This is a genomic window from uncultured Gordonia sp. (genome assembly GCF_937858515.1).
Lineage (GTDB): Bacteria > Actinomycetota > Actinomycetes > Mycobacteriales > Mycobacteriaceae > Gordonia.
Genome location: NZ_CALLZT010000074.1, coordinates 1 through 24,491, shown reverse-complemented (window position 1 = coordinate 24,491; position 24,491 = coordinate 1). Strand labels below are relative to the sequence as shown.

Below are 24,491 nucleotides of genomic sequence, written 5' to 3'. Positions count from 1 at the left end.
CATCTTGATCCCTGAGGCTGAAGCGACGAAGGAGCGAAGGTCACGAAGGGTCCGGCGACCTTTTGTGCCTGACGGAACCACCTCGGCACGATTGGTGACTACCTATGGATCTTGAGGTGGATATACGAAATACTTTGCCGGCGTTGCGGATTGAGCACCGGTTCGCGGCGGGGAGTACGACGGCGGTAGTGGGGCCCAACGGGGCGGGGAAGACGACTCTGCTGAGAGTGCTTGCCGGGTTGGTCGCCGGCGACGACAGTACCCGGATCACGCTGGGCGATAGTATATTTCGGGATATCGGTACGATGATGGCGGCGCATCGGCGGGGGGTGGGGATGTTGTCGCAGGACGCGGGGCTGTTCCCGCATCTGAGTGTGCGGTCGAATATCGCGTTTGCGCCGTCGGCGCAGCATCTTTCGCGGGCCGAGGTGGCCAAGCGGGTGGACCGGTGGATGACGGCGACCGAGGTCACCGAGCTCGCGGACCGTAAGCCGGCGCAATTGTCGGGGGGCCAGGCACAGCGGGTCGCGATAGCCCGTGCGCTCGCCGCTGAGCCGCGGATTCTATTGTTGGACGAACCTTTTCGAGCACTTGATGTGGATGTCGCCGGAAGGCTCCGGGCACTGCTGCGGTCGATACTGGCAGATCGCTCCCGCATCACCGTCATGGTCACCCACGACCTCATCGACGCGGTGAGCCTCGCCGACTACGTGCTGGTGCTCGCCGATGGCGGCGTCGTCGAATCCGGGCCCACCACAGAGGTATTGACCAGTCCGGCAAGTCAATTCACCGCCACGCTGTCGGGGCTGAACCTGTTCACCGGAACTGTCGACAACGCCGCGGACCCGGTCGGTGTCGTCGACGGGACGGGGCAGCGGGTGTCCGGGACCGCGTCCGCTCAGGTTGCGGTGGGCGAGCGGGCCGCGGCCGCGTTCTCGCCACGGGCGGTGGCCGTGTACCTACATGCGGCAGCTGGATCACCTCGAACGGTGTTGCGCGGCACGGTCGTCGACGTCGCCCCGCGCGGGGAGCACGCGCTGGTGCGCTCGGATGTGGCCGGGCAGGCGGTTGCGGCAGAAGTCACCTGGGCTGCCGTCGCCGATCTCGGTCTGGTGTCCGGGCATGATGTGGAACTTGTGGTCAAGGCCTCCGACGTGCGGGTTTACGCGCTGAACTGAGAGCGTACGCGGAGCTACGCCGACGGATTGCACAGTTCGTCGGGTAGGTCGGGGTGCGGTCCGCCGCTGATCTTGTGGAGAGTGGTGATGCACGCGCGCAGCTCGTCGGTGGACACGGCGGCCACCTTGGAGTCGAAGTGGGCTCGCAGGTCCCCGAGAACCCGCTGCTGCAGGGCGACGCCGGCGGGCGTCACCTCCAGGGTGGTGGCGCGGCGATCGGTTGCCGACGGTGTGCGCCGTAGTAGGCCGAGGCCGGCGAGTTTGTCGACGTCGGAGCTGATGGTGCTGGGCAGGACACCGAGGTAGTCGACCAATAGGCTCGGCCGGTTGAGACCGGCGTGGGCGAGAACGACGATGCTGAGGGTGCGTTCGGACAGTCCGTGGTTCCGCGCGACCGGTTCCAGCAGATGTGCGATGATCCGCCGCACGTCCATGGCGGCACCGAGGAACTCGATCATGTCCACGTCGTCGGAGCCGGGTGTCTTGGTCACGGGTCGCCATCCTACTCCCGAACCCCATATTGTTCAGTTTCTGAACTAATTGGGTTACACTTCGGCCGAGGCGAGGTTCGCCGACGACCTTTGGGGCCGCATCGACCACCTGGAGTGCCATGACGACATCCGAATCAACCGACACCCGGCTATCCGAACAGCCGGATCCGGTTGTGGAACAGCAGAAGGCGGGCAAGTCGTGGCCGTGGAAGGCGGTGATGGGCTGGGTGCTGCTCGCCGTCGTCACCGTGATCGTGCTGGTCACCGCGGAGCGCAACGGTCCGGTCGGCTCCGACAACACCAATCCGGCGGGTGTGGGCAAGCCGCCGCCAGTGGAACCGCTGTGGCCGGGCCTCGACATTCTGTTCTGGGGGCAGGTTCTCGGTGCGGTCCTGCTGGCCATCACGGTCGTCGCATCGGCGATGGTGTGGCGGCGCAGGCCTGGACATCCCACCGTCCTGATGCTCCTGGCCGCCACCACGTTGTTCTGGTGGGATCCGATCAACAACTGGGCCATCGGGCTGGTCTACAACCCCGACCTCTGGCATTTCCCGCGGGATATCCCGTGGCTCAACATCTCTCCGATCATCGAACCGCTGACGTCGGTGATCTACGCCCCGTACATCCTCCTGCCGTACTTCCTGGCGATGCCGCTGCTGCGGGCAATCCAGAAGCGTAGCGGCCCTGCCGCTTTCGTGTGGCGCCATCCATTGATCACCATAGCGATGATGACCTTTGTCATCGGCGCGATATGGGATGCGGCGCAGGAGATTCTGCTGACGCGAACCCAGTTCCTCACCTACAGTCACGTGGTCGAGTTCGGTTCCATCGACGTCGGCAAGAACAGTCAGTTCCCGCTGCTGATGGCCAGCGTACTGATCACCATGGTGATGATCCCCGCGTCGGTGCTGCTGTACCGCGACGACACAGGAAAGACGCAGGCGGAGAAGATCGCTCAACGCTTCCGGCTGCATCGGACCCGACCGGCGCTGGCCACGTTCGGGGTCATGGTATTGGCGTTGACGATCGCGATGATGACCTTCAGCTCGGCATTCTGGCTCGCCCGCACCACCGGCGCGGCCTCCACCGTCGCCTGCCCGTGGCCGTATCCGTCGGCCAAAACCTGGGATCCCAAGGGCTACTACGAATCCCAGGGTGCGCAGGGACCGTTCACCCCGGGCAAGGCGAGCGACTGGCAGATCGGGCAACCCGACGGACGTCCGACGTCGGTCACCGTAAAATCAGATCGCTGCAAGACCGGCGAATAGTGTTTCCGCACAACATATCCAGCCAGTGACAGAACCTGATGCAGGCCCGAACCGGTATGGCCTGCTCGCGTCCGCCCTTGCGGGCCGGGCGGTCGAGGTGGTCGCCGGTCCGGCCGGTGGCGGGGTGTGGTCGGACGGCCACACCATCACCGTCGGCCCCGACGTCGGGCCGTCGCGCGTTGTCGAGGCGGTGGTGGTGCAGGCATCGATGATCGGCGCGGGAAGTCTGTCCGAGGCGTCGATGCGCGGTGTGTTGCGCAGTCGTCGGGTACGGTCGCGGTATCTCGGGATCGAAGGTCCGCGGGCGGTTGCCTCGATGCGGCACCTGCTGCCGAGATCGTTGGGCCACATGATTTCCGGCGAGATCGATACGTTGACCCAGTCGCCGGAACAGTCGCTCGCGTACGCGAGGACCCGCAACCCCGTCCCGGAAAGCGGCTTCATCCTGGGCGAGTTGCATCCCCGCGAAGTGCTCGCCGCGCTCAGGCGGGCATATTCGCACGAACACGGTGCCGATGTTGGCGAAACCTCCGGCAGCGGCGATGATTCGGACGGCGACTCGCGCGGGTTGCCGGACCCCGACGATATGCCGGACACACCGGACCTCCTGTTCGACGGACCGGCGACCGCGCTGGGTGCGCGTCTGCTGCGAAAGCTGTTGCGGGGCAGAGGTAAATCGAGAAGTGAAGGGCCTGCCGGAGCGCACACCACCCCGGGTCGTGGCACGCCGTCGAAGAGTTCGCGAACCTTCACAGGTATGCCGGGAGTCGCCGACGACGGCGCCGAACCGCACGACGGGAAATACCGTTACCCGGAATGGGATTCGCGGCTCGGGAGATACCGCGCCGATTGGTGCTCGGTCCGCGAAATCGACCCCGACGCGACCGGCGGCAGCGTGCCGCCACCCGATCTGGGTGTCCGACGACCACTCGCGAAGCTCGGCTCGGGCGCCGACACCCGGCACCGGCAACGGTACGGTGACGACATCGATATCGATGCCGCCATCGAAAGTCGGGTGGAGACAAGGACTTCGGGTAACCCCGGCGACGCGCTCTACCTGGCCACCGTGCACGATCGTCGTGATCTGTCCGCGCTGATCCTCCTCGACATCTCGGGCTCGGCCGCCGAACCCGGCACCGGCCGCATCCCGGTGCACGACCACCAGCGCACCACCGTCGCCGCGCTGGCGTCGACGATGCACCGGCTCGGTGACAGGGTTGCCGTGTACACCTACTCCTCCCACGGCCGGCACGACGTCCGGATGACCGCGTGCAAAACCTTCGACGAGCACAGCGACCTGCCGATGCTCGGCAGGCTCGACGCCCTGACACCGAGCGGATACTCGCGGCTCGGGGCGGCGATCCGGCACGGCGCCACCATCATCGGCGGACACGGCGGCACCACCCGGCGGCTGCTGATCGTCGTCTCCGACGGGCTCGCCTTCGATCACGGGTACGACCTCGGTCACGGCGCGCACGACGTGCGGCGTGCACTCGGCGAAGTGCGGGCGCAGGGCACCGGATGTCTGTGCCTGACCGTCGGCGCCACCACCGACGCGGCCGACCTGCGGGAGGTGTTCGGTACCGCCGCACATGCCGCCGTACCGACTCCCGACCGGCTGGCGCCCGTGATCACCCGACTCTTCCGGGCGGCCCTGAAATCCGCCGAATACCAGAGAGGACAACAGATCCGATGAGCATTTCCGATACGGGTACCCGGCCGTTCTACCGGGCCGTCGGCAACGAGGAGCGCGTGTTTCGTGCGGCGTTCGCCCAGCAGTTGCCGGTGATGCTCAAGGGGCCGACGGGCTGCGGCAAGACCCGCTTCGTCGAGGCCATGGCCCACGACCTGGGTCGCCCGCTCATCACGGTCTCCTGCCACGACGACCTGACGACGGCTGATCTCGTGGGCCGGTACCTGCTGCGCGGCGGTGACACCGAATGGGTGGACGGCCCGCTGACCCGCGCCGTCCGCGAGGGCGCGATCTGCTATCTCGACGAGGTGGTGGAGGCGCGGCAGGACACCACCGTCGTGCTGCATCCGCTGGCCGATCACCGGCGGCAGTTGCCTATCGAGAAGCTGGGTGAAACACTCACGGCCACAAAGGGGTTCTGTCTGGTGGTGTCGTACAACCCGGGGTATCAGAGTGTTCTCAAAGACCTGAAGGACTCGACCCGACAGCGCATGGTGGCCATCGAATTCGACTACCCGGCAGAGGATATCGAGGTCGGGATCGTCATGGCCGAGAGTGGTTCGGATGAGCGCCGGGCGGGTGACCTCGTGCGCCTGGCACAGGCCATCCGGCGACTCGACGTCCCCGGGATCCGGGAGGTCTCCTCGACGCGGGTGCTCATCGCCGCGGCCCGTCTTGCGCAGGCGGGGCTGCCGCTCATCGAGGCCGCCGAGGCCGCGATCGTCGCCCCGCTGAGCGACGATCGGGCCGTCGGTGCAAGCCTGCGCAAGCTCCTCGACGTGTACCTGCCGGACTGAGCTCAGGCGGGTACGCCGGCGAGGATCAGTTCGGCGGCCCGCTCGCCGATCATCATGGCTGCGGCATTGGTGTTGCCGCCGACGATGCTCGGCATGATCGAGGCGTCGGCCACACGCAAGCCGTCGATGCCGCGGACTCGGAGTTGCGGATCGACCACGGCCCGCTCGTCGGTGCCCGCCCGGCAGGTGCCCACCGGGTGGTAGACGCCGGAGGCGTTGCGGCGCGCGAACTCCGCCAACTCCGGACCGGTACAACCGACTCCCGGGAACACTTCCGTGCCTACAGAACCACGGATGTCCTTGTGGCCGATGATGTCCCGGACCAATTCCAATCCGGCGACCAGCGTTGCCAGGTCGGGTGATTCGGCGAGATAGTTCGGATTGATCAGCGGCGCCGCTAGCGGGTCGGCCGACGAGAGTCGCACCGTGCCACGGCTTTCCGGGTAGATCATGGTGGGCAGCAGCGACAGCGACGGGCTGGTGTCCTCGGCCAGGTGCAGTCCGGGTTCGTCCTGATTCTCGGGATAGCCCAGCGGCAGGATGAACATCTGCAGGTCGGGAATCGGGCCGCCGCGCACACCGCTGTCGACGAACGCCACCGCCTCGAACAGGGTGTGCGCCAGATACGTCGACTGCGGACGCACCATCTCCCGGGCCAGTGCCGCACCGAAATGCACCGGCGAGGCACGGCGGCCGGACGGTGCGTGGAACGAGATCGGCACGAACAGGTGATCGTGCAGGTTGTCACCCACCGGAAGATCGGCGACGACGTCGATGCCGTGCTCGTGCAGATGATTCGCGTGTCCGATACCGGACAACATCAGCACGCGCGGAGAACCGAGCGAACCCGCGCTGACGATCACCTCACGGCCGGCCCGGGCGATCCCGGCCGGTTTGCCACCCCGGCCCCGCACCAATTCCACACCGGTGGCCCGGCCGTTCTCGACGACCACCCGCGACGCGGTGACACCGCTGATCACCCGCAGATTCGCCGGTGCATCCCACAGGTAGCCGCGATCGGTGCCGTAACGCCGTCCGGCGCCGATGCTCTGCTGCAGTGCGGCCACGCCCCGCTGCTCGGCGCCGTTGTAGTCGTCGTTGAACGGGACGCCGGTGGTCGCCGACAGCGCCGACATGAACTCGTGGGTCACCGGTGCCAGGCCGGTGGCGCGTTCGACGGCGATAGGGCCGTCACCGCCGCGCAATTCGCTGGCTCCGTCCTCGAAGCTTTCCAGCCGGCGGAATGCGGGCAGCACGTCGTCGAAACCCCAACCGGTGGCGCCAGATTCGGCCCAGTCGTCGTAGTTGCGCCGGTTGCCACGCACGAATGCCATACCGTTGACGACGCTGCCCCCGCCGAGCGCCCGACCGTGCGACTGAGGAAGCCTGCGGCCGTTCATATGTCGCTGCGGAACGGTACGGGCCGGCCAGGTGACCATCCGCTGCAACGCTGTCGCCGCGTGGATGGCCCCACACATTCCCGGCACATTGACCAGCGGCCCCCGAAGCTGCCGGCCGGACTCGATGAGGGTGACGCTCGCACCCGAGTCGGCCAGCCGGCGCGCGACGATCGCTCCGGCGCTACCGGATCCGACGACGACATAGTCGGATTCGGCGGTGATGGGCTCGTGTTCCCAGGGGGGCATATCGATCTCCGATCGGATCCCGTTCTCGGGGATCATATTGTGGATACTGCTGATTCAGGGCTTGGGTCCGAGGCAGTTGTCGGGGCTCCAGTCGTTGAGCATGCGGACGCCGTGACTGACCTCGACGAAATGCGGTGCGACAAAGACTTTGGTACTCACCATCAGGACCATCAGCACGCCGATGGTGGCGAAGGCGGATACGACGATCGTCTGCAGCGGCGTCCGCTCGCCGGGTGCGGTGTCCCAGCGGGTATAGAACAACAACGACGCGAGATGCCAACTTCCGTAGATGAGGACGTTCAGCCCCCACATGCCGGCGCCGTTGTCGAAGCAGTAGTTCTGCGGCAGCAGACCGGCGTAGGCGAACGTTTCCACCAGCGGCATCAGTGGCGCGAGGATGATGCACAGCACGGCGTGGCGCCAGATGCTGTCGGCTGACAGGGTGGTATTTGTGCGGGACAGCAGCCCGGTGATGACACGGTACAGGGAGCCCAGGATCACCGAATAGAACGCGAACACGCTGATCGTCATAAACAGCATGAACAGTGGCACCCCGTTGGGGTTGACCTCGGTGTTGAACGCGAAATGGCCGTGCAGCACCTCGTACCACGGGTCGGTGCCGATAAAGCCGCCGAGCATCGCGAAGATCGTCAGGAAGATGCCGAACCGGAATCCGTACAGTTCGGTGATCGGTAGCCCGCGGTCGGACGGATGCCGGAAGATCACCGGCAGCACCAGCGTGCCGACGCCCATCACCAGCGACTGGCCGATCAGCAGCACATCGTTGGCGTGGTCGTAACTGAGGTTGAACACGACCGCGCCCTGGATCGGGACGGTACACAGGAACCAGATCAGGTAGATGATCTCGGTGCGCCGCTTACCCGGATTCGCCGACAGGATATGCAACGTGGCCGGTGGCTCTGCCGGAGCGGTGTCCTGCTTGAACGTGCTTGTCGTGTCGACCATGACGTATTCCCTTGCCTCGGTGAACGGACCTGTGGCGGTTGATCAGACCGGGCGCAGCGAATCGACCAGCCACCTGCCGTCCGACCGCACGGCGACCACCTCGACCCGGCTGCCGGTGGTCGTGGGATCGGAGTTCTCCGCGGTGGTGGTCACCTGGTTGAGGAACAGCAGCAGTTCCGCCTTGTTCGCGCTCTGCTTGATGATCGAATTGCCGACGACCGTCACCTTGGTAATTACCCGCTTCTCCTTGGCCGCCGAGACGATGGTCTCCTTGGTGAGAGAGGTGTATTCCTTGCGGAATTCGGGTGTCAGCCCGGGGTCTGCCTTGGCGAGGTCGTCGGCGACCGACTTGTGGTCGTACGAGAGCATCGACACCACGGTCGCGGCGACGGTGCTCTTGAGCGGGCCGCTCGCGTCGTGCACGTCCTCGCGGTGCCGGTTGTCGATTGCGAGGATGATGCCTGTGACGGCCATTGCGGCCGCGACGATCCCGGCGACAGCCACTGCGGCCAGCCGTGGCCATCGGCGTGGTGCGGGCTTGTCGTCGGAATCGGATACCTCGGCGAGGGGCGCAGCCGGAACCTTCGTTACCGACACCGGTGCGTCTGTTTCCGATTCCGATTCCGTGGTGTTCGGCTTATCGGGGCCGCTGAGGGTGATCTGGCCCAGGCGACCGAGTTTGATGGTGGTCACAGTACGAAGTCCACCTTCGAGATCGTTTGCGGGTCACCGTTGGTCACCACGACTCGGAACCGGTAGTCGCGGGATTCGGGATCGGAGGTGCCCTTGTTGGTGATCTCCGAATGTGCGGCCACCAACAGTGTTGCGCTCTGGTCGTCGAATCGTTCGACACCCACCGAGACGATGGTGCCCTTGGAGGTCACCTCGGCCTCTTTGACCACTTTGCTGTATGACTGTGTCCGAGAACCGAATTGGGTGCGGAAGTCGCCGCTGGTGATGGCGAGCAGCTTCTTGACGTCGGCATCGGCCGACGACGAGCTGATCGTGGTCAGCCGCAGCACACCGTCTTTCGCGGTGTCGATGTATTCCGCGCGTAGTGCGTCGCGGGCATCGAGCCGGTGGTTCTGCCATAGCTGGTAACCGCCGAAGGCGGCCGATGCCACCGCGGCGAGCACGATAATCGCGGTGATCGCCCGGGTCAGCGTACCGGCTCGAGCATCAGTGTTTCCCATGACGCTCCTCCCTTGTAGGTCGCGGGGGTGATGGTCAGTTGTTTGTGGATGCTGCCGTCGGGGGCCACGTACGCACCGGATTTCGGGTCGTAGCTCGCCGGGAGCAGCGCACCGGCCAGGCCCTGTTTGTCGGGCTGCCCGGAGCCGTCGATGCTCGACGGCAGCGGCCCCTTGGGCACGTACGCACCGCCCTGGCACACCTCGGGTGTGGGGGCACGTTTACCCGGCACCTCCATGCAGGGCAGATTGCGGGCACCACGCACGGCGACCGGGGAACTATGTGGCACTGAACAGAATTGGCCGTCAGGGGTGGGGATCACATCGGTGTCGGCGGCGGTGCGGCGATCGGCGGCCGAGATGTAGCCGGTGGTGCAGATTGGCAGCGACATGGTGTGGAACGAGGCCGTCGCCGACTGGTCCTTGGCGCCCTGATTGACCATGGTCTGCATCGCCGCGATGATGCCCGGCATCAGTACCAGGATCTGCTCCATCCCCGCGTTGTAGGTCAGCGCCACCTGGCCCAGGCTCACCAGGTTGGTGAGCAGGATCGGGACGGTGGGGGAGATCTTCTCCAGGAGTTGCTGTGCGGTTTGCGCGGTTCGGGGGCTGTTGGCGATGATGCGGCGTACCGCGTCGTCCTTGTCGCGGAGTTCGGCTGTGGCCGAAGATAATTGCGATGCCCAGGCGGTGATCTCGTCGGCGGACTCGGCGTGCGGTTTCAGGAACGGGCCCAGTTGCTCGACGAGTGCCTCTATTCCGTCCGGATTCTTGGCCACCTCATCGGCGATTGCCCGGGTCGAATCGACCACGCTCACCAGATCCAGCCCGGTCCCGTCGAACGCGGTGAACATCGCGTCGATCATCGTCCGCAGGCGGCCCTGCGGGATTTCGGCGAGGAGCGCGTTGGCCTGGTCGAGCAGCGGACCGACCTGCGCGGGGATCGTCGCCGCCGACTGGGGCAGCACATCGCCGTCGGATAGGGTCGGACCCGACGCCGTCGTCGGCACCAGATCGATGTACTGCTCACCGACCGCCGACATCGAATGCACGTCGACGCGCAGACCGGTGCGGGGGATGCGGCGCTTGTCGATCCGCATCACGGCCACGACACCGGTGGTGCTCAGGTCGAGGCGGTCGACGTGCCCGATGGTATGCCCGCGCAGAGTGACATTGGCCCGGTTGTACAGGCCCGCGGCCTCGGGAAGTTCGGCCGAGACGGTCATCTTGTTGAAGCCGAACGAATCCTGCACCCGCAGATAGCCGAACGCCATCACCGATACCGACACCACCGCGAGAATGGTCAGCAGCGCCAGTTGTACGCGAATCTTGGTGCGCATCAGCGGCCTCCCCGCGCCTTCTTCGTGGACTGGATCGGGCGGGTCCGCGGATCGGACCGGTCGGCGGCGGTGCCCGCGTTACGTCCGAGTGCGCCGGTGGGCCCGGCCATCGTGCGGCCCAGCGGCGTTCCGCGCAGCAGGTCCGAGCGCACCCGGGGGACCGAGAAGTCCAGCAGCGCATACAGGTTGGCGAAGTCACCGCGCACCACCCGGTCGAGTCTGCTGATCGGGAACGGCAGGGTGAACATGAAATCCAGGGAGTTGGTCAGCGACTTGCCGGTGTCGGCGAGCGCCTTGAGCGTCGGATGCAGCGAGGCGACGTTGGCTTCGAGGTCGTCGGCGCTGCGGGTGATGAGATTGTTAGCGGCCGTGCCGAATTCGTCGAGGGCGGTGAGCGCGTCGTCGAGAGTTCCGCGGCGCTCCGAGAGTTCTTTGACGGCCGGGGTGATCCGGTTGATCGCCGTGTCGAGGGTCTGGTTCTCGGCGGCCATCGTGCCCGCGATCCGGTCGAGGCCCGACAATGCGGTGGTGATGGCGGTGCGGCGTCGGTCGATGGTGGCCGTCAGGGAGGTGAGCTGCTTGAGGAGGGTGCGTAGCTTGTCGGTGCGTCCGCCCAGAATGTCGTTGGCGCCGTGAACGATATCGCCCACCTGCGCCAGGCCGCCGCCGTTGACGATGAGCGAGAGCGCCGACAGGGTCTGTTCGGTGGTCGGATACTCCGACGCACGTTCCAGCGGGATCACGTCTCCGTCGGCGAGCCGGCCGGTATCGGCGGCCTTGTCCGGTGGTGACAGCGAAATATGCTGGGAACCCAGCAGACTGGTCTGGCCGATGGTGGCGGTTGCGTTCTTCGGCAGGTCGACGTCGCCGTCGAGACTGATGCGGACGCGGGCGTGCCAGTCCTGCAACGAGATCGCGGTGATCCGGCCTACCTCGATGTCGTTGACCAGTACGGGCGAATTGACGGAGATGGTGGTGGCGTCGGGCATCTCGATGACGACACTGAACGCGCCGTCGCCACGGCCGGCGCCGCCGGGCATCCGCACCGACTCGATACCCTGCCAGCCGCATGAGGACACCGTGATCACGGCGATGACCAGCGAGATCAGATAGTTCATCCGGCGCTTCATCGGGATCCCTCCCCGAGCAGCAGCGACGCCAGCGTCTTGGGCACCTTGTTGCGGGCCGGCGGCGGGCCGCTGATACCCGGCACCGACGAGGTCACTCCGGGAACGCTCTCGATGAGCTGGCCGGGATCGGAGAAGCTCGACCGCGACGGGCTGGTCATGATGTTGGGGTAGGTGGTGGTCAGGGTCCGCAGGTACGTACCGAAATACTGCACACACAGGTCGGCGGCGCGGCGGCTGTTCGGTTGCCCCACCGACGCCAGACCGCCGCACACGGCGTGGATCGGGTTCTCGAAGTTGGGTGCGGCGAACACGCCGGTCATCACCCCGAGCGCGGGCTTATAGATGTTGTAGAAGTTCACCACCTGGGTGGGCGCCTGATGCAGGATGCCCTCGATGTTGACGCGCTGATCGGCGAGCACCTGCGACAGCGCGGTCAGCGACTCGACGTTACCGGTGAGCTTGTCGCCGTTGGTGTTGACGAACTCGGTGACCTCGCCGAGCACATCGTCGACGGCGGCGATCGCCTCGCCCATGGTGCGGCGGTTGTCACCGAGGACCGAGGTGACGGTCGCGAGATCGCGGTGCAGATCGGCGACCTGCTCGTTGCTGCCGCGCATCGCGGTGACGAACACCTGCAGGTTGCGCACCACCGCGAACAGGTCGGCGCGGCCGTCGGAGATGGTCGACATGGCCTCCGACAGCAGGCCGATCGTGTCGTTGATGGTCTGCGCGTGCGGTGCGAGGGTGTCGGCGCCGGTCGAGACGATCGTCGCGGCCGAACCTGGATCTCCGTCACCTTGTGGACCGATTGCCTTGGTGACGTCGGACAGGGCGTTCTTGATGTCGTCCCACTCCATCGGAACGGTAGTGCGGGACAAGGGGATCGACGCGTTGCGCGCCAGCTTCGGGCCGGATGTGTAGGCGGGGGTCAGCGCGAGGGTGCGTCCGGCGACGAGGCTCTGGGCGACGACTGCCGCACCGACGTCCTGGGGCAGGTCGACGTCGCCGTCGACGCGCAGGATCACCGCGACGTCGAGAGCACGCGGCTCGATGCGTTCGATGGTGCCGACCGGGACACCGAGGACGGTCACCTCGTCACCGGCGTAGATGCCGGTGGAGGATTCGACGTGTGCGGTGATCCGGTAGTCACCGGGGCCGCGTGTACCCGTGATCCACCAGACCGCTGCGACCGCGACGAGAACGACGGCGCAGACGGCAGCTGCGAGGGTCATGCGTTTACGTGAGAACACGGTCATCGCCCACCCTTGCGATCGGCGTCGGCCACCAGGGCGTCGACGAGCGGCTGGAAGTAGATCACCGGCACCAGGTTGGCGGTGAACGCGGTGAAGAACGGTCCGGTGGCCACCGATTCGCCGAGCGACATCGAGAAGTTCCGCAGTCCCGGAATGGCTTGGGAGATAGCGGTTTTCTGATCTTCCAGCACTGTGAGAACCGATTGGAGTTTCGTCAGTGCCGGGGTGATCTGGGCCTTGTTCCCACGGATAGTCGCCGAGATCTGTTGCGCCAGTGAACGAACGCCGATGATCAGCCGGGTCAGTTCGTCACGCCGGCCGGCCAGCTCGCGCATCAGGTACGCGCCGTCGAGCAGGAGCTGATTGAGCTGTTTGCTCCGGTCGGACAGGATCGAGGTGACGCCGCGGCTGCGCGTCAGGAGCGTGCGCAGTTGCTTGTCGCGATCGCCGATCGTCTTCGACAGATCCCCGACGCCGCGCAGTGCCGGGCCCAATTCCGGTGCGGCCTCATCGAGTACGTCGTTGAGGCTGCGTAGTGCCCCGTCGATGTCGGCGGCGTCAGCCTTGCCCAGTGTGGAGCCGGCGTCATCGAGTGCGTCGGTCAGCGAGTAGGGAGCGGTTGTGCGTTCGAGCGGTATCGGGTCCGAACCCAGCCGGCCGGCACCGCGGGGTTGTAGGCGCAGGCCGCGTTTGCCGAGCACCGAGGTGGTGACGATCGCGGCACGGGTACCCGAACCGAGGGGCACCGGCGAGTCGACGGTGAATGACACACGAACCTTGTTGCCGGCCAGCTTGATTGAGCTGACCTTACCGACGTCGACACCGGAGATCTGCACCTTGTCGCCCGGCCGCAGACCGCCGATCTCGGCGAAGTAGGCCTGGTGTGAGTCGGTACCGCCGAAGGTGGGGATCTTGTCGTAGAACAGCCCGGCCAGCACCAGTGCCATGGTCAGTCCGATTCCGATCGCCGCGATGCGCCGCCGGGGCATCTCGCGGAAGGTAGGGAGATCCCTGAATCCTTTCACGCTGTATCCATTCATGGGGCGCACCTGCCGACGGTCTGATTCAGGAGCGGGATGTCGGTGTTGTCACCGTTCGGGTCGCTCAGCCGCAGCGTCGCACCGCACGCGTACAGCTGGAACACCGAACCGTAGGCACCCATGCGCGCCAGCCGCTTGTACGCGGCGGGCAGCGACGAGATCACCTTGGCCAGTTCGTCCTTGTCGGCATCCAGATTGCCCGCCAGCCGGTCGATCTGCTTCACCGTGGCGGCCAGGTCGGGGCGGACCGTGGCGAGCAGGTCGGTCGTCGACTCGGTCGCCTGGCGGAGCCGGTCGATGACGGCGCCGAGCGGGTCGGGGCGGGCGGCGAACTCGTGGATGAGTTGTTCGAGGTCGACGACCGCCGCCGACACCTTGCCGCGGTTGGTCTCGACGGTGCCCAGCACGGTGTTGAAGTTGTCGACGACATCACCGATCACCGAATCCTGCTCGGCCAGAGAAGAAGTCAGCGAGCCGAGGTGCTGGAGCAGGCTCGCCGTCGTCGAGCCCTGGCCCTGCAGGACGGCGACGAGGGAGGAGGTCAGCTCGTTGATGTCGTCGGCGTCGACGGAGGCGAACAGTGGTTTGAAACCGCCCACCAGGGAGTTGATGTCGAGAGCGGGTGTGGTGCGATCGGCCGGGATGACCGCACCCGCCGTCAGCGGGCGGGTCTGTCCGGACGTGCCCGGTGACAGCGCCAGATAGCGGTCACCGGTGAGGTTTTCGTACTTGATCGCCACCTCGGTGCGGGTGTCGAGGGGACGGGTGTCGTCGACGGTGAAGGAGACCGACACCGTGGCGTCCGGACGCAGCGTCACCGACTGTACCTTGCCGACCCGCACACCGGCCGCGCGCACGTTCTGTCCCGCGGTCAGTCCCGACGAGTCGGTGAAGAGGGCTGTGTAGCGGGTGGTGGTGGCGCTGCGGAAGTCGCCGAAGACCACGATGAGCGCGGTCAGGATCAACAGCATCGTCACCGTGTAGATGCCCACTTTGATCGGTACGGCGGGGCTGCGCCGCCCGGCTACGCGGCTCATCGGACGCCTTTCGGTCGGCCGAGCAGCATGGTCATCAGATCCTCGGTGTGCCACTGGGATGTTGCCGGTTCGCCCCGGAACGGATTAACGCCGGTGTCGGTGACGAGGTACTTCGCCTTGGTGCCCACGGGAATCCGTGGCAGCCCCATGCAGTTCGGTCCGCCCTTAGCGTTCACCTTGGGCAGGTTCCCCGGGTATCCGTACAGCGGAACCCCTTGCAGGAAAGACACACTGAGCCGGATGCCGGGCGATGCGCCGCCCAGGGAGGGCAGGCCCTTCTGCAACAGGATGTCCATACCGTCGATGAGGCAGTTCAATGCGGGGCTGTAGGTCTGGAACAGGGCGGTGGTGGGCCGCAACAGATCCAGGGCCCGGGAGGCGGCCTGGGCGTTCGTGTTCACCACGGTGGTGCCGGTGGTCGCCAGGCCGGTGACATTGGTGAGCATCAGATCGAAGTTGCGTTGCTCGTCGGTCAGAGTTTTCGCGGTGGTCGAGAGGTTTCTCAGGGTCGCCATGATCGCGGGGGTGGCGGGCGCGTAAGCCTTTGCCGCCCCGGATATTCCGTCGATGTCGTCGCGGACGGCGGGCAGATCGCGGTGCAGCCGGCCGACCAGGTCGGCGTAGATGTCGAGGGAGTCGCCGAGTTGCTTACCGCGGTCGCCGCCGATCGCGGTGGACAGTACCGACAGGGTTTCGTTGAGCTTCTCCGGTTCGATCTGCTTCAGGACACCGGTGAGATTCTGGAAGACGGTGTTGATCTCGACGGTGACGTCGTCGGCGTTGATGGTGGCGCCGGGCCGCAGGTGGGTGCCGTCGGTGGTCGGGGGATCGACGAAGGCGACGTATTTGGCACCGAAAACTGTTGTGGAGACCACTGATACGCGGGCATTTCCGGGGATCGAACGCAGTCGTGCCGGATCGACCGCCAGGGTCAGCCGGACCTGATCGTCCTGTGGGGTGACCTCGGTGACCCGGCCGATCTCCAGGCCGCGGAACTTCACCTTGGCACCTGCGCCGAGAAGCAGACCGCTGCGCGTGCTCATCACCGACACGCGGTCGGTGGAGGTGAAATCGCCGCGAAAGGACAGCAGTGCCACGGTGACCACCGAAACCAGGATCAGGATCAGTGCTGCCGCATAGGCTTTGGGATGCGTCGTTGTCGTCATGGCTACCCGGAGAGATGGAAGTTGCCGGTGGGACCGTACACGGCCAGCGAGATCAGCAGCGTGACACAGACGACCACGATCAGTGAGGTACGCACCGCACGGCCCACCGCACGACCCACCCCCGCGGGCCCGCCGGATGCGGTGAAGCCGTAGTAGGTATGCACGAGCATCACCGCCGCACCCATCAGGATCGCCTGAAGGAACGACCAGAGCAGATCACCGGGCTGCAGGAACGTGCGGAAGTAGTGGTCGTAGAGCCCGCCGGACTGGCCGAACACCGTGACCGTGACGAAACGGCAGGAGTAGAAGGAGGCGATGACCGCCGCCGAATACATCGGGATGATCACGAGGGTGCCGGCGATGAGCCGGGTGCTGACGAGGTAGGGCAGCGGCCGGATGCCCATCGAGTCGAGTGCGTCGATCTCCTCGGCGATCCGCATCGCACCGAGCTGAGCCGTGGACCCCGCACCGATGGTGGCCGACAACCCGATCCCGGCGACCACCGGCGCGGCCACGCGCACATTGATGAAGGCGGCCAGGAAGCCGGTGAGCGATTCGATGCCGATGTCGCCGAGTGAACTGTAGCCCTGAATGGCGATGGTGCCGCCGGTGAACAGCGTCAGCGACGCCACGATCACCACGGTTCCGCCGATCACCGCGAGAGCGCCTGTGCCCATGCCGATCTCGGCGATCAGCCGCAGAACGTCCTTGCGGTAGTGGCGCAGGGCGGTGGGGGTGTGACCGACGGTGTCGACGAAGAACTTCATCTGGCCGCCGAGTTCGTCGGCGGCGGTGGACAGGGCCCGCAGGCGCTGCCGCCCGCGGACGAGACGGTCGTATCCGATCACTGCCATGCCTCAGCCCCCCGTCACCTTCACGCCGACCGCGGTCACGAGAACATTCACCACGAACAGCCCGATGAACGCGTACACGACGGTCTCGTTGACGGCCTCGCCCACGCCCTGCGGTCCGCCGCGTGCGGTGATCCCGCGATAGCAGCCGACCAAACCGGCGAGCAGACCGAACAGGCCTGCCTTGACCACCGCGATCACCAACTCCGACAGCCCCGTCAGGAGCGTGAGGTTGCCGGTGAACGCGCCCGGGTTGACGCCCTGGAACAGGACCGAGAAGACGAAACCGCCGACGATGCCGATGGTGCACACCAGGCCGTTGAGCAAGATCGCCACGAACGCCGATGCCCAGACCCGTGGCACCACAAGACGTTTCACCGGGTCGACACCCATCACCTCCAGGGCGGCGATCTCGTCGTGGATGGTGCGCGAACCCAGATCGGCGCAGATCGCGGTAGCGCCGGCACCGGCCACGATCAGCACCGTGACCATCGGCCCGATCTGCGTGATCGTGCCGAATGCCGCGCTCGCCCCGCTCAGATCCGCGGCGCCGATCTCGCGCAGCAGGATGTTGAGGATGAAGGTCACCAGCACGGTGAACGGAATCGCCACCAGCACCGTCGGGAAGGTGGACACGCGGGCGATGAACCACACCTGGTCGATGAACTCGCGCACCTGCACGGGCCGGGAGAAGGTGTAGCGGAACGTGTCCAGGGACATCGCGTAGAAGTGGCCCGCACCATCGAGACCTGCGGCGATACGACGCCGGCCGGTGGTCGCCGAGCGTCGCAGTTGCGAACGGAGGGCAGCGCCCGGTGGTGCGTCGAGTGCGCCGGCCATCGCCTACCTCCTTGCTGCTCCGTGAATTCTGAACATACAGTTATGCCACATGGTGTGTGATCTGTAGAACATACAACCATGAGTAGTGCTGTATGTTCAATATGCGACTTCTGGTCCGTGCGAACTCTCCCCGGAGGGCGGATCATGAGAAGGTGCAGATGGTGTGAAACGGGCGGCCCGGGTATTTCCCGGGCTAGACAGGAAGAGGGCGGCGGTGCGCAGGACTGGATGGGGCGGTGAGCTTCCGGCCGACGACGACGAGGCGCGAGCCCGGATCATCGAGGCATGCCGCACCGCAATAGCCGACAGTGAGCACCCGCAACTGTCGCTGAGTGAGGTCGCGCGACGGCTGTCGGTCACCCGGCAGACCGTGTACCGCTACTTTCCGAGCACCGAGGCGCTGTTGACCGCGGTCGCCATCGACGCGGGGCGCCGGATGTACGACATGCTGCTGAACGTCCGCCAGATCGACGACCCGGCCGGCGTCGTCGTCGAACTGGCCGTGATCGGCGCCGAGATCATCCGGGACGACAGGGTGGTCGGCTTCCTGCTCGGCGAGGGCACCATCACCGGTGTGTTCACCGGATCGATCACCGACGAGACCTCGGTGGCGTTCGCGGTGAACCTGCTCGAGAACTGCGGAGTCGATTGGCGCGCAATCGGTCTGGGTGACGACGACGTCTCCGAACTGGCGGAGTGGGCCTTGCACGTCATGGACGCGATCGCCCGATCACGCGGAGAACGTAGGGGCGAACTGGAACTGCGTGACTACCTGAATCGGTGGATGCGGCCCGGTGTGGAGCGCGTTATCGCGGCCGCATCGGGTCCGCGACGGCGACGCCGGAGCGTCCGGGTGTCCTGACCCGGCGTCAGGACGAGTGCAAAAATGTTGTACCCGAAGACTATTCGTCGTCAGCCTCGTCGGAGTTCTTGTGTTTGCGGCTCTTGCGGGGTTTCGCAGGCTCCACGTTGAAGGCCTTGAGGCGCCGATAGCCACGGACGCTGAGCGGCGGGATGGACCGGATGCGGAACGCGTCGCCGCCGTCGTTCTTGAGGTCCTCGGCGAGGATCTCATCGACCAGAACAGTGCCCGGATACGCCGAACCACACAGGCGGGCAGCGATATTGACCGGTTCGCCGAATACGTCGCCGAGGCGGGTCAGGATATGGCCGCGGGCCAGGCCCACCCGGATCGCGGGCAGGATGTCGTCGTCGGCGAGGGCCTGCAGCGTGGTGCCGATGAGCGCGGCCTCGGTGGGGGAGGGCACCGTGAACATCACCGCGTCGCCGAGGGTCTTGATGACCTTGCCGCCGTGCCCGGCCACCACCTCGTGCGCGTTCTCCTCGAAACCTTCGAGGAGATCCTCGAGCTCGTACAGTGCGATCCGCCGCGACAGGCTGGTGTATCCGACGATGTCGACGAAACCGACCACCGTGTCGACCTGCTCGTCGTTGGGCTGCTCGATGTCCTGGCGCAGGTTCAGATCCAGATGCCGCCGCCAGATGAGGTTCTGCACGTGGGCGAGCGCGTCGATGGCATCGGTGAGCGGCATCGTGAACTCGGGATTGGCGGCGAGCTCGGCGATCTGCTCGGCCTGCCAGTCCGCCAGCCGCGTGGTCATCTGGCCGATCGCCCTCGCGGCGGCGATCTGTGACCGCAGAGACAGGCACGATTCGGGGCCGACGAACAGCTTGAGCGCATCCAGATCGGCCTGCGAGAAGATCTTGTCCGGGGTCTCGTACTGGGCGAACCCGAAGGCGTTCCAGATCCGGTCCGCCTCCTCGGGCGGCACCCGCAGCGCGGCGACCAGTTCCTCCCGGGTGTACTCGGGGTCGGGGTTGTACATCGGCGGCGGGACCAGAATGCGCTCGGTGACGACATCGTCGACGGGCTCGGTCTCCTTGCGCCGGAGGCGATCTGCCACACGCCGGGCGGCCAGTCGGGAGTCGGCATGGTCAGGCACTCCGAACCCCCTGCTCAGACACCCAGAACCCCCTTCATGAGATACGCCATCTCAGCGGTGAACTCGTCGCGAGCGGTTCCGCGGCGCATGCCGACGGCGTCGTTCACGATGGACAGAGCCGAGTGTACGGCCACCGCGGCCTCCTCGGAAGGCAGTCCGGGATGCACATCGCGGAGCAGATCGATCCATCGCCGCACGTAGCGGCGCTGGCTGTCGAGGTGTTCGGAGGTGTCGGTCTGGGCGGGCAGGATGCGTGCGCTGCGGAAACCGACGACCAGGTCGGGTGAGGTGGTGATGGCCGCGACGTACGAATCCACCAGCCCCCGCAGCAGCGGCCCCGGCCGGCTCGTGCGGGCGTACGCGGCGATCACCCCCGCCTCCAGGGTGGTGGCGCTGCGCCGGGTGATCGACACCAGAATCGAGAGCTTGGAGGGGAAATGGTTGTACACGCTGGGGCCCGAGATGCCCACGGCCGCACCGATATCGTCGATGCCGACGGCCGTGTAGCCGCGGTCGGCGAACAGTTCGCTCGCGGCGTCCAGGATCTCGTCGCGCCGGGTGCGTTCACCCGACGGCGGGAGGGTGGGTGCGGTGAACGGTGGCGCGGTGTCGGTGTCGAGGACGAGTGTTCGTGAGATCAGTTCGTGCAGTGCTGCTTTCGCGCGGGTGTTGCTGAGCCGGGTGTGGTGGACCGTCAGGCTGCCCGCGACGCTGAGCACCGCCCACGCCACCCGCACCGCGGCCCGATCACCCAGCTGCGGCCGGTTGGCGCGGATGACCGCGCCCCAGCGTTCGACGATCTCGCGGGTGCGCAGCAGGATCTCGGTGTTCTGATCCTCGGTCAGAAACGCGCTGTTGGCCCGCCACATCGACACCGCCTGCGGGTAGTCGACACCGAGTTCGGCGAGTTCGTCGGCCAGGTCGTCGAGCGCACACTCCGGCCGGCTCAGGACGCGGTCGGTGCATGCCTGCAGCCTGTCGCCGCCGGTGAGCACCGCTGCCACCAGCAGGGCCTGCTTGTCAGCGAAGTGCCGATACACCGACGGCGCCGTCACCCCCGCGGCCCGGGCGATGTCGGCGACGGAGACGTGGGCGTATCCGTGCGCGGCGAACAGAGCGCTCGCGAGCGCGGCGAGTTGGCTCTTGCGGTCTGCCGGCCGGATACGCCGCGGGGTGGTCTGCTCGGTCATGGTGAACCGACCATAGCCTAGAACTCCTGGCATCAGAAGACGTTGACCACCGGGTATAGCCAAATAAGTTATTCGGCGTTAGTCTGGGTTCGTTATCACCCACTGTTCGTGTGAAAGGAACCAGAACGTGGCCGAGCAAGCATTCATCTACGAGGCGATCCGTACGCCCCGTGGCAAACAGCGCGGAGGTTCGCTGCACGGCGTCAAGCCCGTCGATCTCGCGTCCGGCCTGATCAACGAGGTCCTGGCCCGCCACGGTGGTCTCGACCCGGCCGACGTCAACGACGTCATCCTCGGTGTCGTGTCGCCCGTCGGTGAGCAGGGCGCGGTCATCGCCCGCACCGCGGCGCTGCTGTCGGGGCTGCCCGAGACCGTGCCCGGCACCCAGATCAACCGCTTCTGCGCCTCCGGCCTGGAGGCCACCAACCTCGCCGCCGCCAAGGTCGCCTCCGGCTTCGACGACCTGGTCCTGGCCGGCGGTGTCGAGTCGATGTCGCGCGTGCCGATGGGCAGCGACGGCGGCGCGCTGTTCACCGACCCCACCACCGCGTACGACCAGTACATCGTGCCGCAGGGCATCGGTGCCGACCTGATCGCCACCATGGAGGGCTTCTCCCGCGAGGACGTCGACGCGTTTGCCGCCGAATCCCAGGCTCGCGCCGAAAAGGCCTGGAACAGTGGCTACTTCACCAAGTCCGTGGTTCCGGTCCGCGACTTCAACGGTGTCGTGCTGCTCGACAATGACGAGCACCGCCGCCCCGGCAGCACCGTCGAGAGCCTCGGCAAGCTGCGCCCGGCATTCGCCGGACTGGCCGCGATGGCCGGCTTCGACTCCGTGGCACTGCAGAAGTACCCGAACGTCGAGAAGATCAACTTCGTGCACACCGGCGGCAACAGCTCCGGCATCGTCGACGGCGCCGGCCTGGTGCTGCTCGGCAGCGAAGAGGCGGGCAAGCGCAACGGCCTGACCCCGCGCGGCCGCGTCGTCACCTTCGCCGAGGTCGGTTCCGAGCCCACCATCATGCTCACCGGCCCCACCCCGGCCACTGAGCTGGCGCTGAAGAAGGCCAACCTGACCGTCGACGACATCGACGTGTACGAGCTCAACGAGGCGTTCGCGTCGGTGGTCATGAAGTGGGAGAAGGACCTCAACATCCCCCACGAGAAGGTCAACGTCAACGGCGGCGCCATCGCGATGGGTCACCCGCTCGGCGCGACCGGCGCGATGATCTTCGGTACCTGCCTCGACGAGCTCGAGCGCACCGGCGGCCGCTACGGCCTGGTCACCCTGTGTATCGGCGGCGGTATGGGCGTTGCCACCATCATCGAGCGTCTCTGACCCGCGGTTTGTAAAGGAAACTTGAAAGACAATGAGTGACAACATGATCCGGTGGGAAAAGGGCGATGACGGCATCGTCGTGCTCACCATGGACGACCCCAACCAGGGCGCCAACACCATGAATGCGCTGTACGCCGATTCGATGAAGGCGACCGTCGATCGTCTCGAAGCCGAGAAGGACGAGATCACTGGTGTGGTGCTCACCTCGGCCAAGAAGACGTTCTTCGCCGGCGGCGATCTCAAGGACATGACCGCCGAGCAGACCGAGACCAAGCAGGAGATCGCGGCCCGGATGACCGCGACCACCAACGAGATGAAGGCGGTGCTGCGGCGCGTCGAGGTCCTCGGCAAGCCGGTCGTGTCCGCCATCAACGGCGCCGCCCTCGGCGGTGGCCTGGAGATCGCGCTGCACACGCACTACCGCATCGCGGCCGACGTGCGCGGCAATGTCATCGGTCTGCCCGAGGTCACCCTCGGCCTGCTGCCCGGCGGCGGCGGCGTCGTGCGCACCGTCCGGCTGCTCGGCATCCAGAACGCTTTGATGAGTGTTCTGTTGCAGGGCACCAGGTTCAAGCCCGCCAAGGCCAAGGAGATCGGCCTGATCGACGAGGTCGTGTCCTCGATCGACGAGCTGATCCCCGCCGCCAAGGCGTGGATCGCGGCCAACCCCGAAGCGCAGCAGCCTTGGAACGTCAAGGGATACAAGATCCCCGGCGGCGGGCCGACCAACCCGGCGTTCGCGGCCAACCTGCCGGCCATCCCGGCGATCCTGCGCAAGCAGCTCAAGGGTGCCAACATGCCCGCCCCCCGGGCGATCATGGCCGCGGCCATTGAAGGCGCCTACGTCGACGTCGCCACCGCCGACGAGATCGAGACCCGCTACTTCATCTCGCTGGTGACCGGTCAGGTCGCGCAGAACATGATCAAGGCGTTCTTCTTCGATCTGCAGCACATCAACAGCGGCGGCTCGCGGCCCGACGGCTACGACAAGTACACCGCGAAGAAGGTCGGCGTCATCGGCGCGGGCATGATGGGTGCGGCCATCGCGTACGTCTCGGCGCAGGCCGGTATCGAGGTCGTCCTCAAGGATGTCTCGCTCGAGAACGCCGAACGTGGCAAGGGCTACTCGGTCAAGCTCGTCGAAAAGGGCGTCGCCAAGGGCAAACTCAGCCAGGAGAAGGGCGACGAACTGCTCGCCCGGATCACCCCGACCGACAAGGCCGAGGACTTCAAGGGCGTCGACCTGGTGATCGAGGCCGCGTTCGAGTCGGTCGAGGTCAAGAACAAGGTCTTCCAGGAGATCGAGGACATCGTCGAACCCGACGCCATCCTGGGCTCCAACACCTCCACGCTGCCCATCACGCTGCTCGCGAACGGTGTGAAGCGTCAGGAAGACTTCATCGGAATCCACTTCTTCTCGCCCGTCGACAAGATGCCGCTGGTGGAGATCATCAAGGGTGAGAAGACCTCGGATGCGGTGCTGGCCAAGGTCATCGACTACACGCTGCAGATCCGCAAGACCCCGATCGTCGTCAACGACAGCCGTGGCTTCTTCACCAGCCGCGTCATCGGCACTTTCATCAACGAGGCTCTCGCGGCTGTCGGTGAGGGCATCGAGCCGGCGTTCATCGAGCAGGCCGGTTCGCAGGCGGGCTATCCCGCTCCGCCGCTTCAGCTTTCGGACGAGCTGACGCTGACGCTGATGCACAAGATCCGCACCGAGACCAACGCCGCCGCCGAGGCTGCGGGTCTGCCGGTCCCGTCGCACGGCTCGTACGCCGTGGTCGACTGGATGGTCGAGAACGGTCGCGCGTCCCGCAAGGACGGCGCCGGCTTCTACGACTACGCCGACGGCAAGCGCGGTCTGCTGTGGCCGGGTCTGCGCGAGCAGTTCAAGTCGGGCAGCACGCAGATCCCGCTCGAAGATCTCAAGGAGCGCATGCTCTTCGCCGAGGCCCTCGAAACCGTCAAGTGCTTCGACGAGGGTGTGCTCAACTCGGTGGCCGACGCCAACATCGGTTCCATCTTCGGCATCGGCTTCCCGGCCTGGACCGGTGGCGTGATCCAGTACATCAACGGCTACGAAGGCGGCCTGCAGGGCTTCGTCGACCG

General features: G+C 66.2%; 22 protein-coding genes. 7 read left to right on the top strand and 15 right to left on the bottom strand.

What is annotated here, in order from left to right; genetic code table 11:
• Nucleotides 1-104 precede the first annotated feature (104 nt).
• Nucleotides 105-1,178: an ABC transporter ATP-binding protein gene (locus Q0627_RS06580; protein WP_291018517.1), complete on the top strand. Its 1,074-nt coding sequence runs from the start codon at nucleotides 105-107 to the stop codon at nucleotides 1,176-1,178.
• A gap of 14 nt (nucleotides 1,179-1,192) precedes the next feature.
• Here the strand turns inward: Q0627_RS06580 and Q0627_RS06575 are convergent, their stop codons facing one another.
• A complete protein-coding gene (locus tag Q0627_RS06575; RefSeq protein ID WP_291018519.1) occupies nucleotides 1,193-1,669 on the bottom strand; it encodes a MarR family winged helix-turn-helix transcriptional regulator in 477 nt (158 codons plus the stop codon).
• A 119-nt stretch (nucleotides 1,670-1,788) separates the two neighbouring features.
• Here Q0627_RS06575 and Q0627_RS06570 point away from each other — a divergent pair, with 119 nt between their 5' ends.
• From Q0627_RS06570 to Q0627_RS06560, 3 genes are read left to right on the top strand one after another with little or no spacing between them, the layout of a single operon-like run.
• Nucleotides 1,789-2,937 carry a spirocyclase AveC family protein gene (locus tag Q0627_RS06570; RefSeq protein WP_291018522.1) on the top strand — a complete coding sequence of 383 codons (1,149 nt, stop codon included), beginning with the start codon at nucleotides 1,789-1,791 and terminating at the stop codon, nucleotides 2,935-2,937.
• 25 nt (nucleotides 2,938-2,962) lie between these two features.
• Entirely contained in the window at nucleotides 2,963-4,633 is a 1,671-nt protein-coding gene (locus Q0627_RS06565; protein ID WP_291018524.1) for a nitric oxide reductase activation protein NorD, read from the top strand.
• Nucleotides 4,630-5,427 (top strand): CbbQ/NirQ/NorQ/GpvN family protein, encoded by a 798-nt coding sequence (locus Q0627_RS06560; protein WP_291018526.1) that lies wholly within the window; start codon nucleotides 4,630-4,632, stop codon nucleotides 5,425-5,427. Before Q0627_RS06565 ends, Q0627_RS06560 begins: the two co-directional genes overlap by 4 nt.
• A 2-nt stretch (nucleotides 5,428-5,429) precedes the next feature.
• On the opposite strand, the gene Q0627_RS06555 is transcribed toward Q0627_RS06560, so the two are convergent.
• From Q0627_RS06555 to Q0627_RS06500, 12 genes are read right to left on the bottom strand one after another with little or no spacing between them, the layout of a single operon-like run.
• Entirely contained in the window at nucleotides 5,430-7,109 is a 1,680-nt protein-coding gene (locus Q0627_RS06555) for a GMC family oxidoreductase (RefSeq protein WP_291018529.1), read from the bottom strand.
• Between the two features lie 18 nt (nucleotides 7,110-7,127).
• Nucleotides 7,128-8,039 carry a hypothetical protein gene (locus tag Q0627_RS06550; protein ID WP_291018532.1) on the bottom strand — a complete coding sequence of 304 codons (912 nt, stop codon included), beginning with the start codon at nucleotides 8,037-8,039 and terminating at the stop codon, nucleotides 7,128-7,130.
• Between the two features lie 42 nt (nucleotides 8,040-8,081).
• Complete coding sequence (locus tag Q0627_RS06545) at nucleotides 8,082-8,732, bottom strand: hypothetical protein (protein WP_291018533.1); 651 nt, start codon at nucleotides 8,730-8,732, stop codon at nucleotides 8,082-8,084.
• Nucleotides 8,729-9,232, bottom strand: coding sequence for a hypothetical protein (locus Q0627_RS06540; RefSeq protein WP_291018535.1), 504 nt, complete (start codon nucleotides 9,230-9,232; stop codon nucleotides 8,729-8,731). The genes Q0627_RS06545 and Q0627_RS06540 overlap by 4 nt, the downstream gene beginning before the upstream one ends.
• A complete protein-coding gene (locus Q0627_RS06535) occupies nucleotides 9,199-10,569 on the bottom strand; it encodes an MCE family protein (protein ID WP_291018537.1) in 1,371 nt (456 codons plus the stop codon). The genes Q0627_RS06540 and Q0627_RS06535 overlap by 34 nt, the downstream gene beginning before the upstream one ends.
• Nucleotides 10,569-11,699 (bottom strand): MCE family protein, encoded by a 1,131-nt coding sequence (locus tag Q0627_RS06530; RefSeq protein WP_291018539.1) that lies wholly within the window; start codon nucleotides 11,697-11,699, stop codon nucleotides 10,569-10,571. The genes Q0627_RS06535 and Q0627_RS06530 overlap by 1 nt, the downstream gene beginning before the upstream one ends.
• Complete coding sequence (locus tag Q0627_RS06525) at nucleotides 11,696-12,955, bottom strand: MCE family protein (protein WP_291018543.1); 1,260 nt, start codon at nucleotides 12,953-12,955, stop codon at nucleotides 11,696-11,698. The genes Q0627_RS06530 and Q0627_RS06525 overlap by 4 nt, the downstream gene beginning before the upstream one ends.
• Nucleotides 12,952-13,941: an MCE family protein gene (locus Q0627_RS06520; protein WP_291018546.1), complete on the bottom strand. Its 990-nt coding sequence runs from the start codon at nucleotides 13,939-13,941 to the stop codon at nucleotides 12,952-12,954. Before Q0627_RS06520 ends, Q0627_RS06525 begins: the two co-directional genes overlap by 4 nt.
• 47 nt (nucleotides 13,942-13,988) lie before the next feature.
• Nucleotides 13,989-15,029: an MCE family protein gene (locus tag Q0627_RS06515; protein ID WP_291018548.1), complete on the bottom strand. Its 1,041-nt coding sequence runs from the start codon at nucleotides 15,027-15,029 to the stop codon at nucleotides 13,989-13,991.
• Nucleotides 15,026-16,195 (bottom strand): MCE family protein, encoded by a 1,170-nt coding sequence (locus Q0627_RS06510; RefSeq protein WP_291018550.1) that lies wholly within the window; start codon nucleotides 16,193-16,195, stop codon nucleotides 15,026-15,028. The genes Q0627_RS06515 and Q0627_RS06510 overlap by 4 nt, the downstream gene beginning before the upstream one ends.
• A gap of 2 nt (nucleotides 16,196-16,197) precedes the next feature.
• Nucleotides 16,198-17,049 carry an ABC transporter permease gene (locus Q0627_RS06505; protein WP_291018553.1) on the bottom strand — a complete coding sequence of 284 codons (852 nt, stop codon included), beginning with the start codon at nucleotides 17,047-17,049 and terminating at the stop codon, nucleotides 16,198-16,200.
• Between the two features lie 3 nt (nucleotides 17,050-17,052).
• The gene (locus Q0627_RS06500; protein ID WP_291018613.1) at nucleotides 17,053-17,766 is read right to left on the bottom strand and encodes an ABC transporter permease; all 714 of its coding nucleotides are present in this window, start codon (nucleotides 17,764-17,766) and stop codon (nucleotides 17,053-17,055) included.
• 334 nt (nucleotides 17,767-18,100) lie between these two features.
• Here Q0627_RS06500 and Q0627_RS06495 point away from each other — a divergent pair, with 334 nt between their 5' ends.
• A complete protein-coding gene (locus Q0627_RS06495) occupies nucleotides 18,101-18,748 on the top strand; it encodes a TetR/AcrR family transcriptional regulator (protein ID WP_291018555.1) in 648 nt (215 codons plus the stop codon).
• 40 nt (nucleotides 18,749-18,788) lie between these two features.
• Here the strand turns inward: Q0627_RS06495 and Q0627_RS06490 are convergent, their stop codons facing one another.
• Both Q0627_RS06490 and Q0627_RS06485 read right to left on the bottom strand, forming a co-directional pair.
• The gene (locus tag Q0627_RS06490) at nucleotides 18,789-19,850 is read right to left on the bottom strand and encodes an adenylate/guanylate cyclase domain-containing protein (protein ID WP_291018557.1); all 1,062 of its coding nucleotides are present in this window, start codon (nucleotides 19,848-19,850) and stop codon (nucleotides 18,789-18,791) included.
• Between the two features lie 14 nt (nucleotides 19,851-19,864).
• A complete protein-coding gene (locus Q0627_RS06485) occupies nucleotides 19,865-21,040 on the bottom strand; it encodes a TetR/AcrR family transcriptional regulator (protein WP_291018559.1) in 1,176 nt (391 codons plus the stop codon).
• A gap of 127 nt (nucleotides 21,041-21,167) precedes the next feature.
• Here Q0627_RS06485 and Q0627_RS06480 point away from each other — a divergent pair, with 127 nt between their 5' ends.
• Nucleotides 21,168-22,379 carry an acetyl-CoA C-acetyltransferase gene (locus Q0627_RS06480; protein WP_291018561.1) on the top strand — a complete coding sequence of 404 codons (1,212 nt, stop codon included), beginning with the start codon at nucleotides 21,168-21,170 and terminating at the stop codon, nucleotides 22,377-22,379.
• Between the two features lie 31 nt (nucleotides 22,380-22,410).
• Nucleotides 22,411-24,491 (top strand): 3-hydroxyacyl-CoA dehydrogenase NAD-binding domain-containing protein (locus tag Q0627_RS06475; protein WP_298808545.1); only part of this gene is annotated, 2,081 nt, incomplete at its 3' end.

What these genes read in the sequence shown, in the direction of transcription:
- Q0627_RS06525 (WP_291018543.1), bottom strand. Translation starts at nt 12,955, where the DNA reads ATGACCGTGTTCTCACGTAAACGCATGACCCTCGCAGCTGCCGTCTGC.
- Q0627_RS06510 (WP_291018550.1), bottom strand. Translation starts at nt 16,195, where the DNA reads ATGACGACAACGACGCATCCCAAAGCCTATGCGGCAGCACTGATCCTG.
- Q0627_RS06560 (WP_291018526.1), top strand. Translation starts at nt 4,630, where the DNA reads ATGAGCATTTCCGATACGGGTACCCGGCCGTTCTACCGGGCCGTCGGC.
- Q0627_RS06555 (WP_291018529.1), bottom strand. Translation starts at nt 7,109, where the DNA reads ATGATCCCCGAGAACGGGATCCGATCGGAGATCGATATGCCCCCCTGG.
- Q0627_RS06485 (WP_291018559.1), bottom strand. Translation starts at nt 21,040, where the DNA reads ATGACCGAGCAGACCACCCCGCGGCGTATCCGGCCGGCAGACCGCAAG.
- Q0627_RS06505 (WP_291018553.1), bottom strand. Translation starts at nt 17,049, where the DNA reads ATGGCAGTGATCGGATACGACCGTCTCGTCCGCGGGCGGCAGCGCCTG.
- Q0627_RS06500 (WP_291018613.1), bottom strand. Translation starts at nt 17,766, where the DNA reads ATGTCCCTGGACACGTTCCGCTACACCTTCTCCCGGCCCGTGCAGGTG.
- Q0627_RS06540 (WP_291018535.1), bottom strand. Translation starts at nt 9,232, where the DNA reads ATGGGAAACACTGATGCTCGAGCCGGTACGCTGACCCGGGCGATCACC.
- Q0627_RS06550 (WP_291018532.1), bottom strand. Translation starts at nt 8,039, where the DNA reads ATGGTCGACACGACAAGCACGTTCAAGCAGGACACCGCTCCGGCAGAG.
- Q0627_RS06530 (WP_291018539.1), bottom strand. Translation starts at nt 11,699, where the DNA reads ATGAAGCGCCGGATGAACTATCTGATCTCGCTGGTCATCGCCGTGATC.
- Q0627_RS06535 (WP_291018537.1), bottom strand. Translation starts at nt 10,569, where the DNA reads ATGCGCACCAAGATTCGCGTACAACTGGCGCTGCTGACCATTCTCGCG.
- Q0627_RS06515 (WP_291018548.1), bottom strand. Translation starts at nt 15,029, where the DNA reads ATGAGCCGCGTAGCCGGGCGGCGCAGCCCCGCCGTACCGATCAAAGTG.
- Q0627_RS06520 (WP_291018546.1), bottom strand. Translation starts at nt 13,941, where the DNA reads ATGCCCCGGCGGCGCATCGCGGCGATCGGAATCGGACTGACCATGGCA.
- Q0627_RS06580 (WP_291018517.1), top strand. Translation starts at nt 105, where the DNA reads ATGGATCTTGAGGTGGATATACGAAATACTTTGCCGGCGTTGCGGATT.
- Q0627_RS06570 (WP_291018522.1), top strand. Translation starts at nt 1,789, where the DNA reads ATGACGACATCCGAATCAACCGACACCCGGCTATCCGAACAGCCGGAT.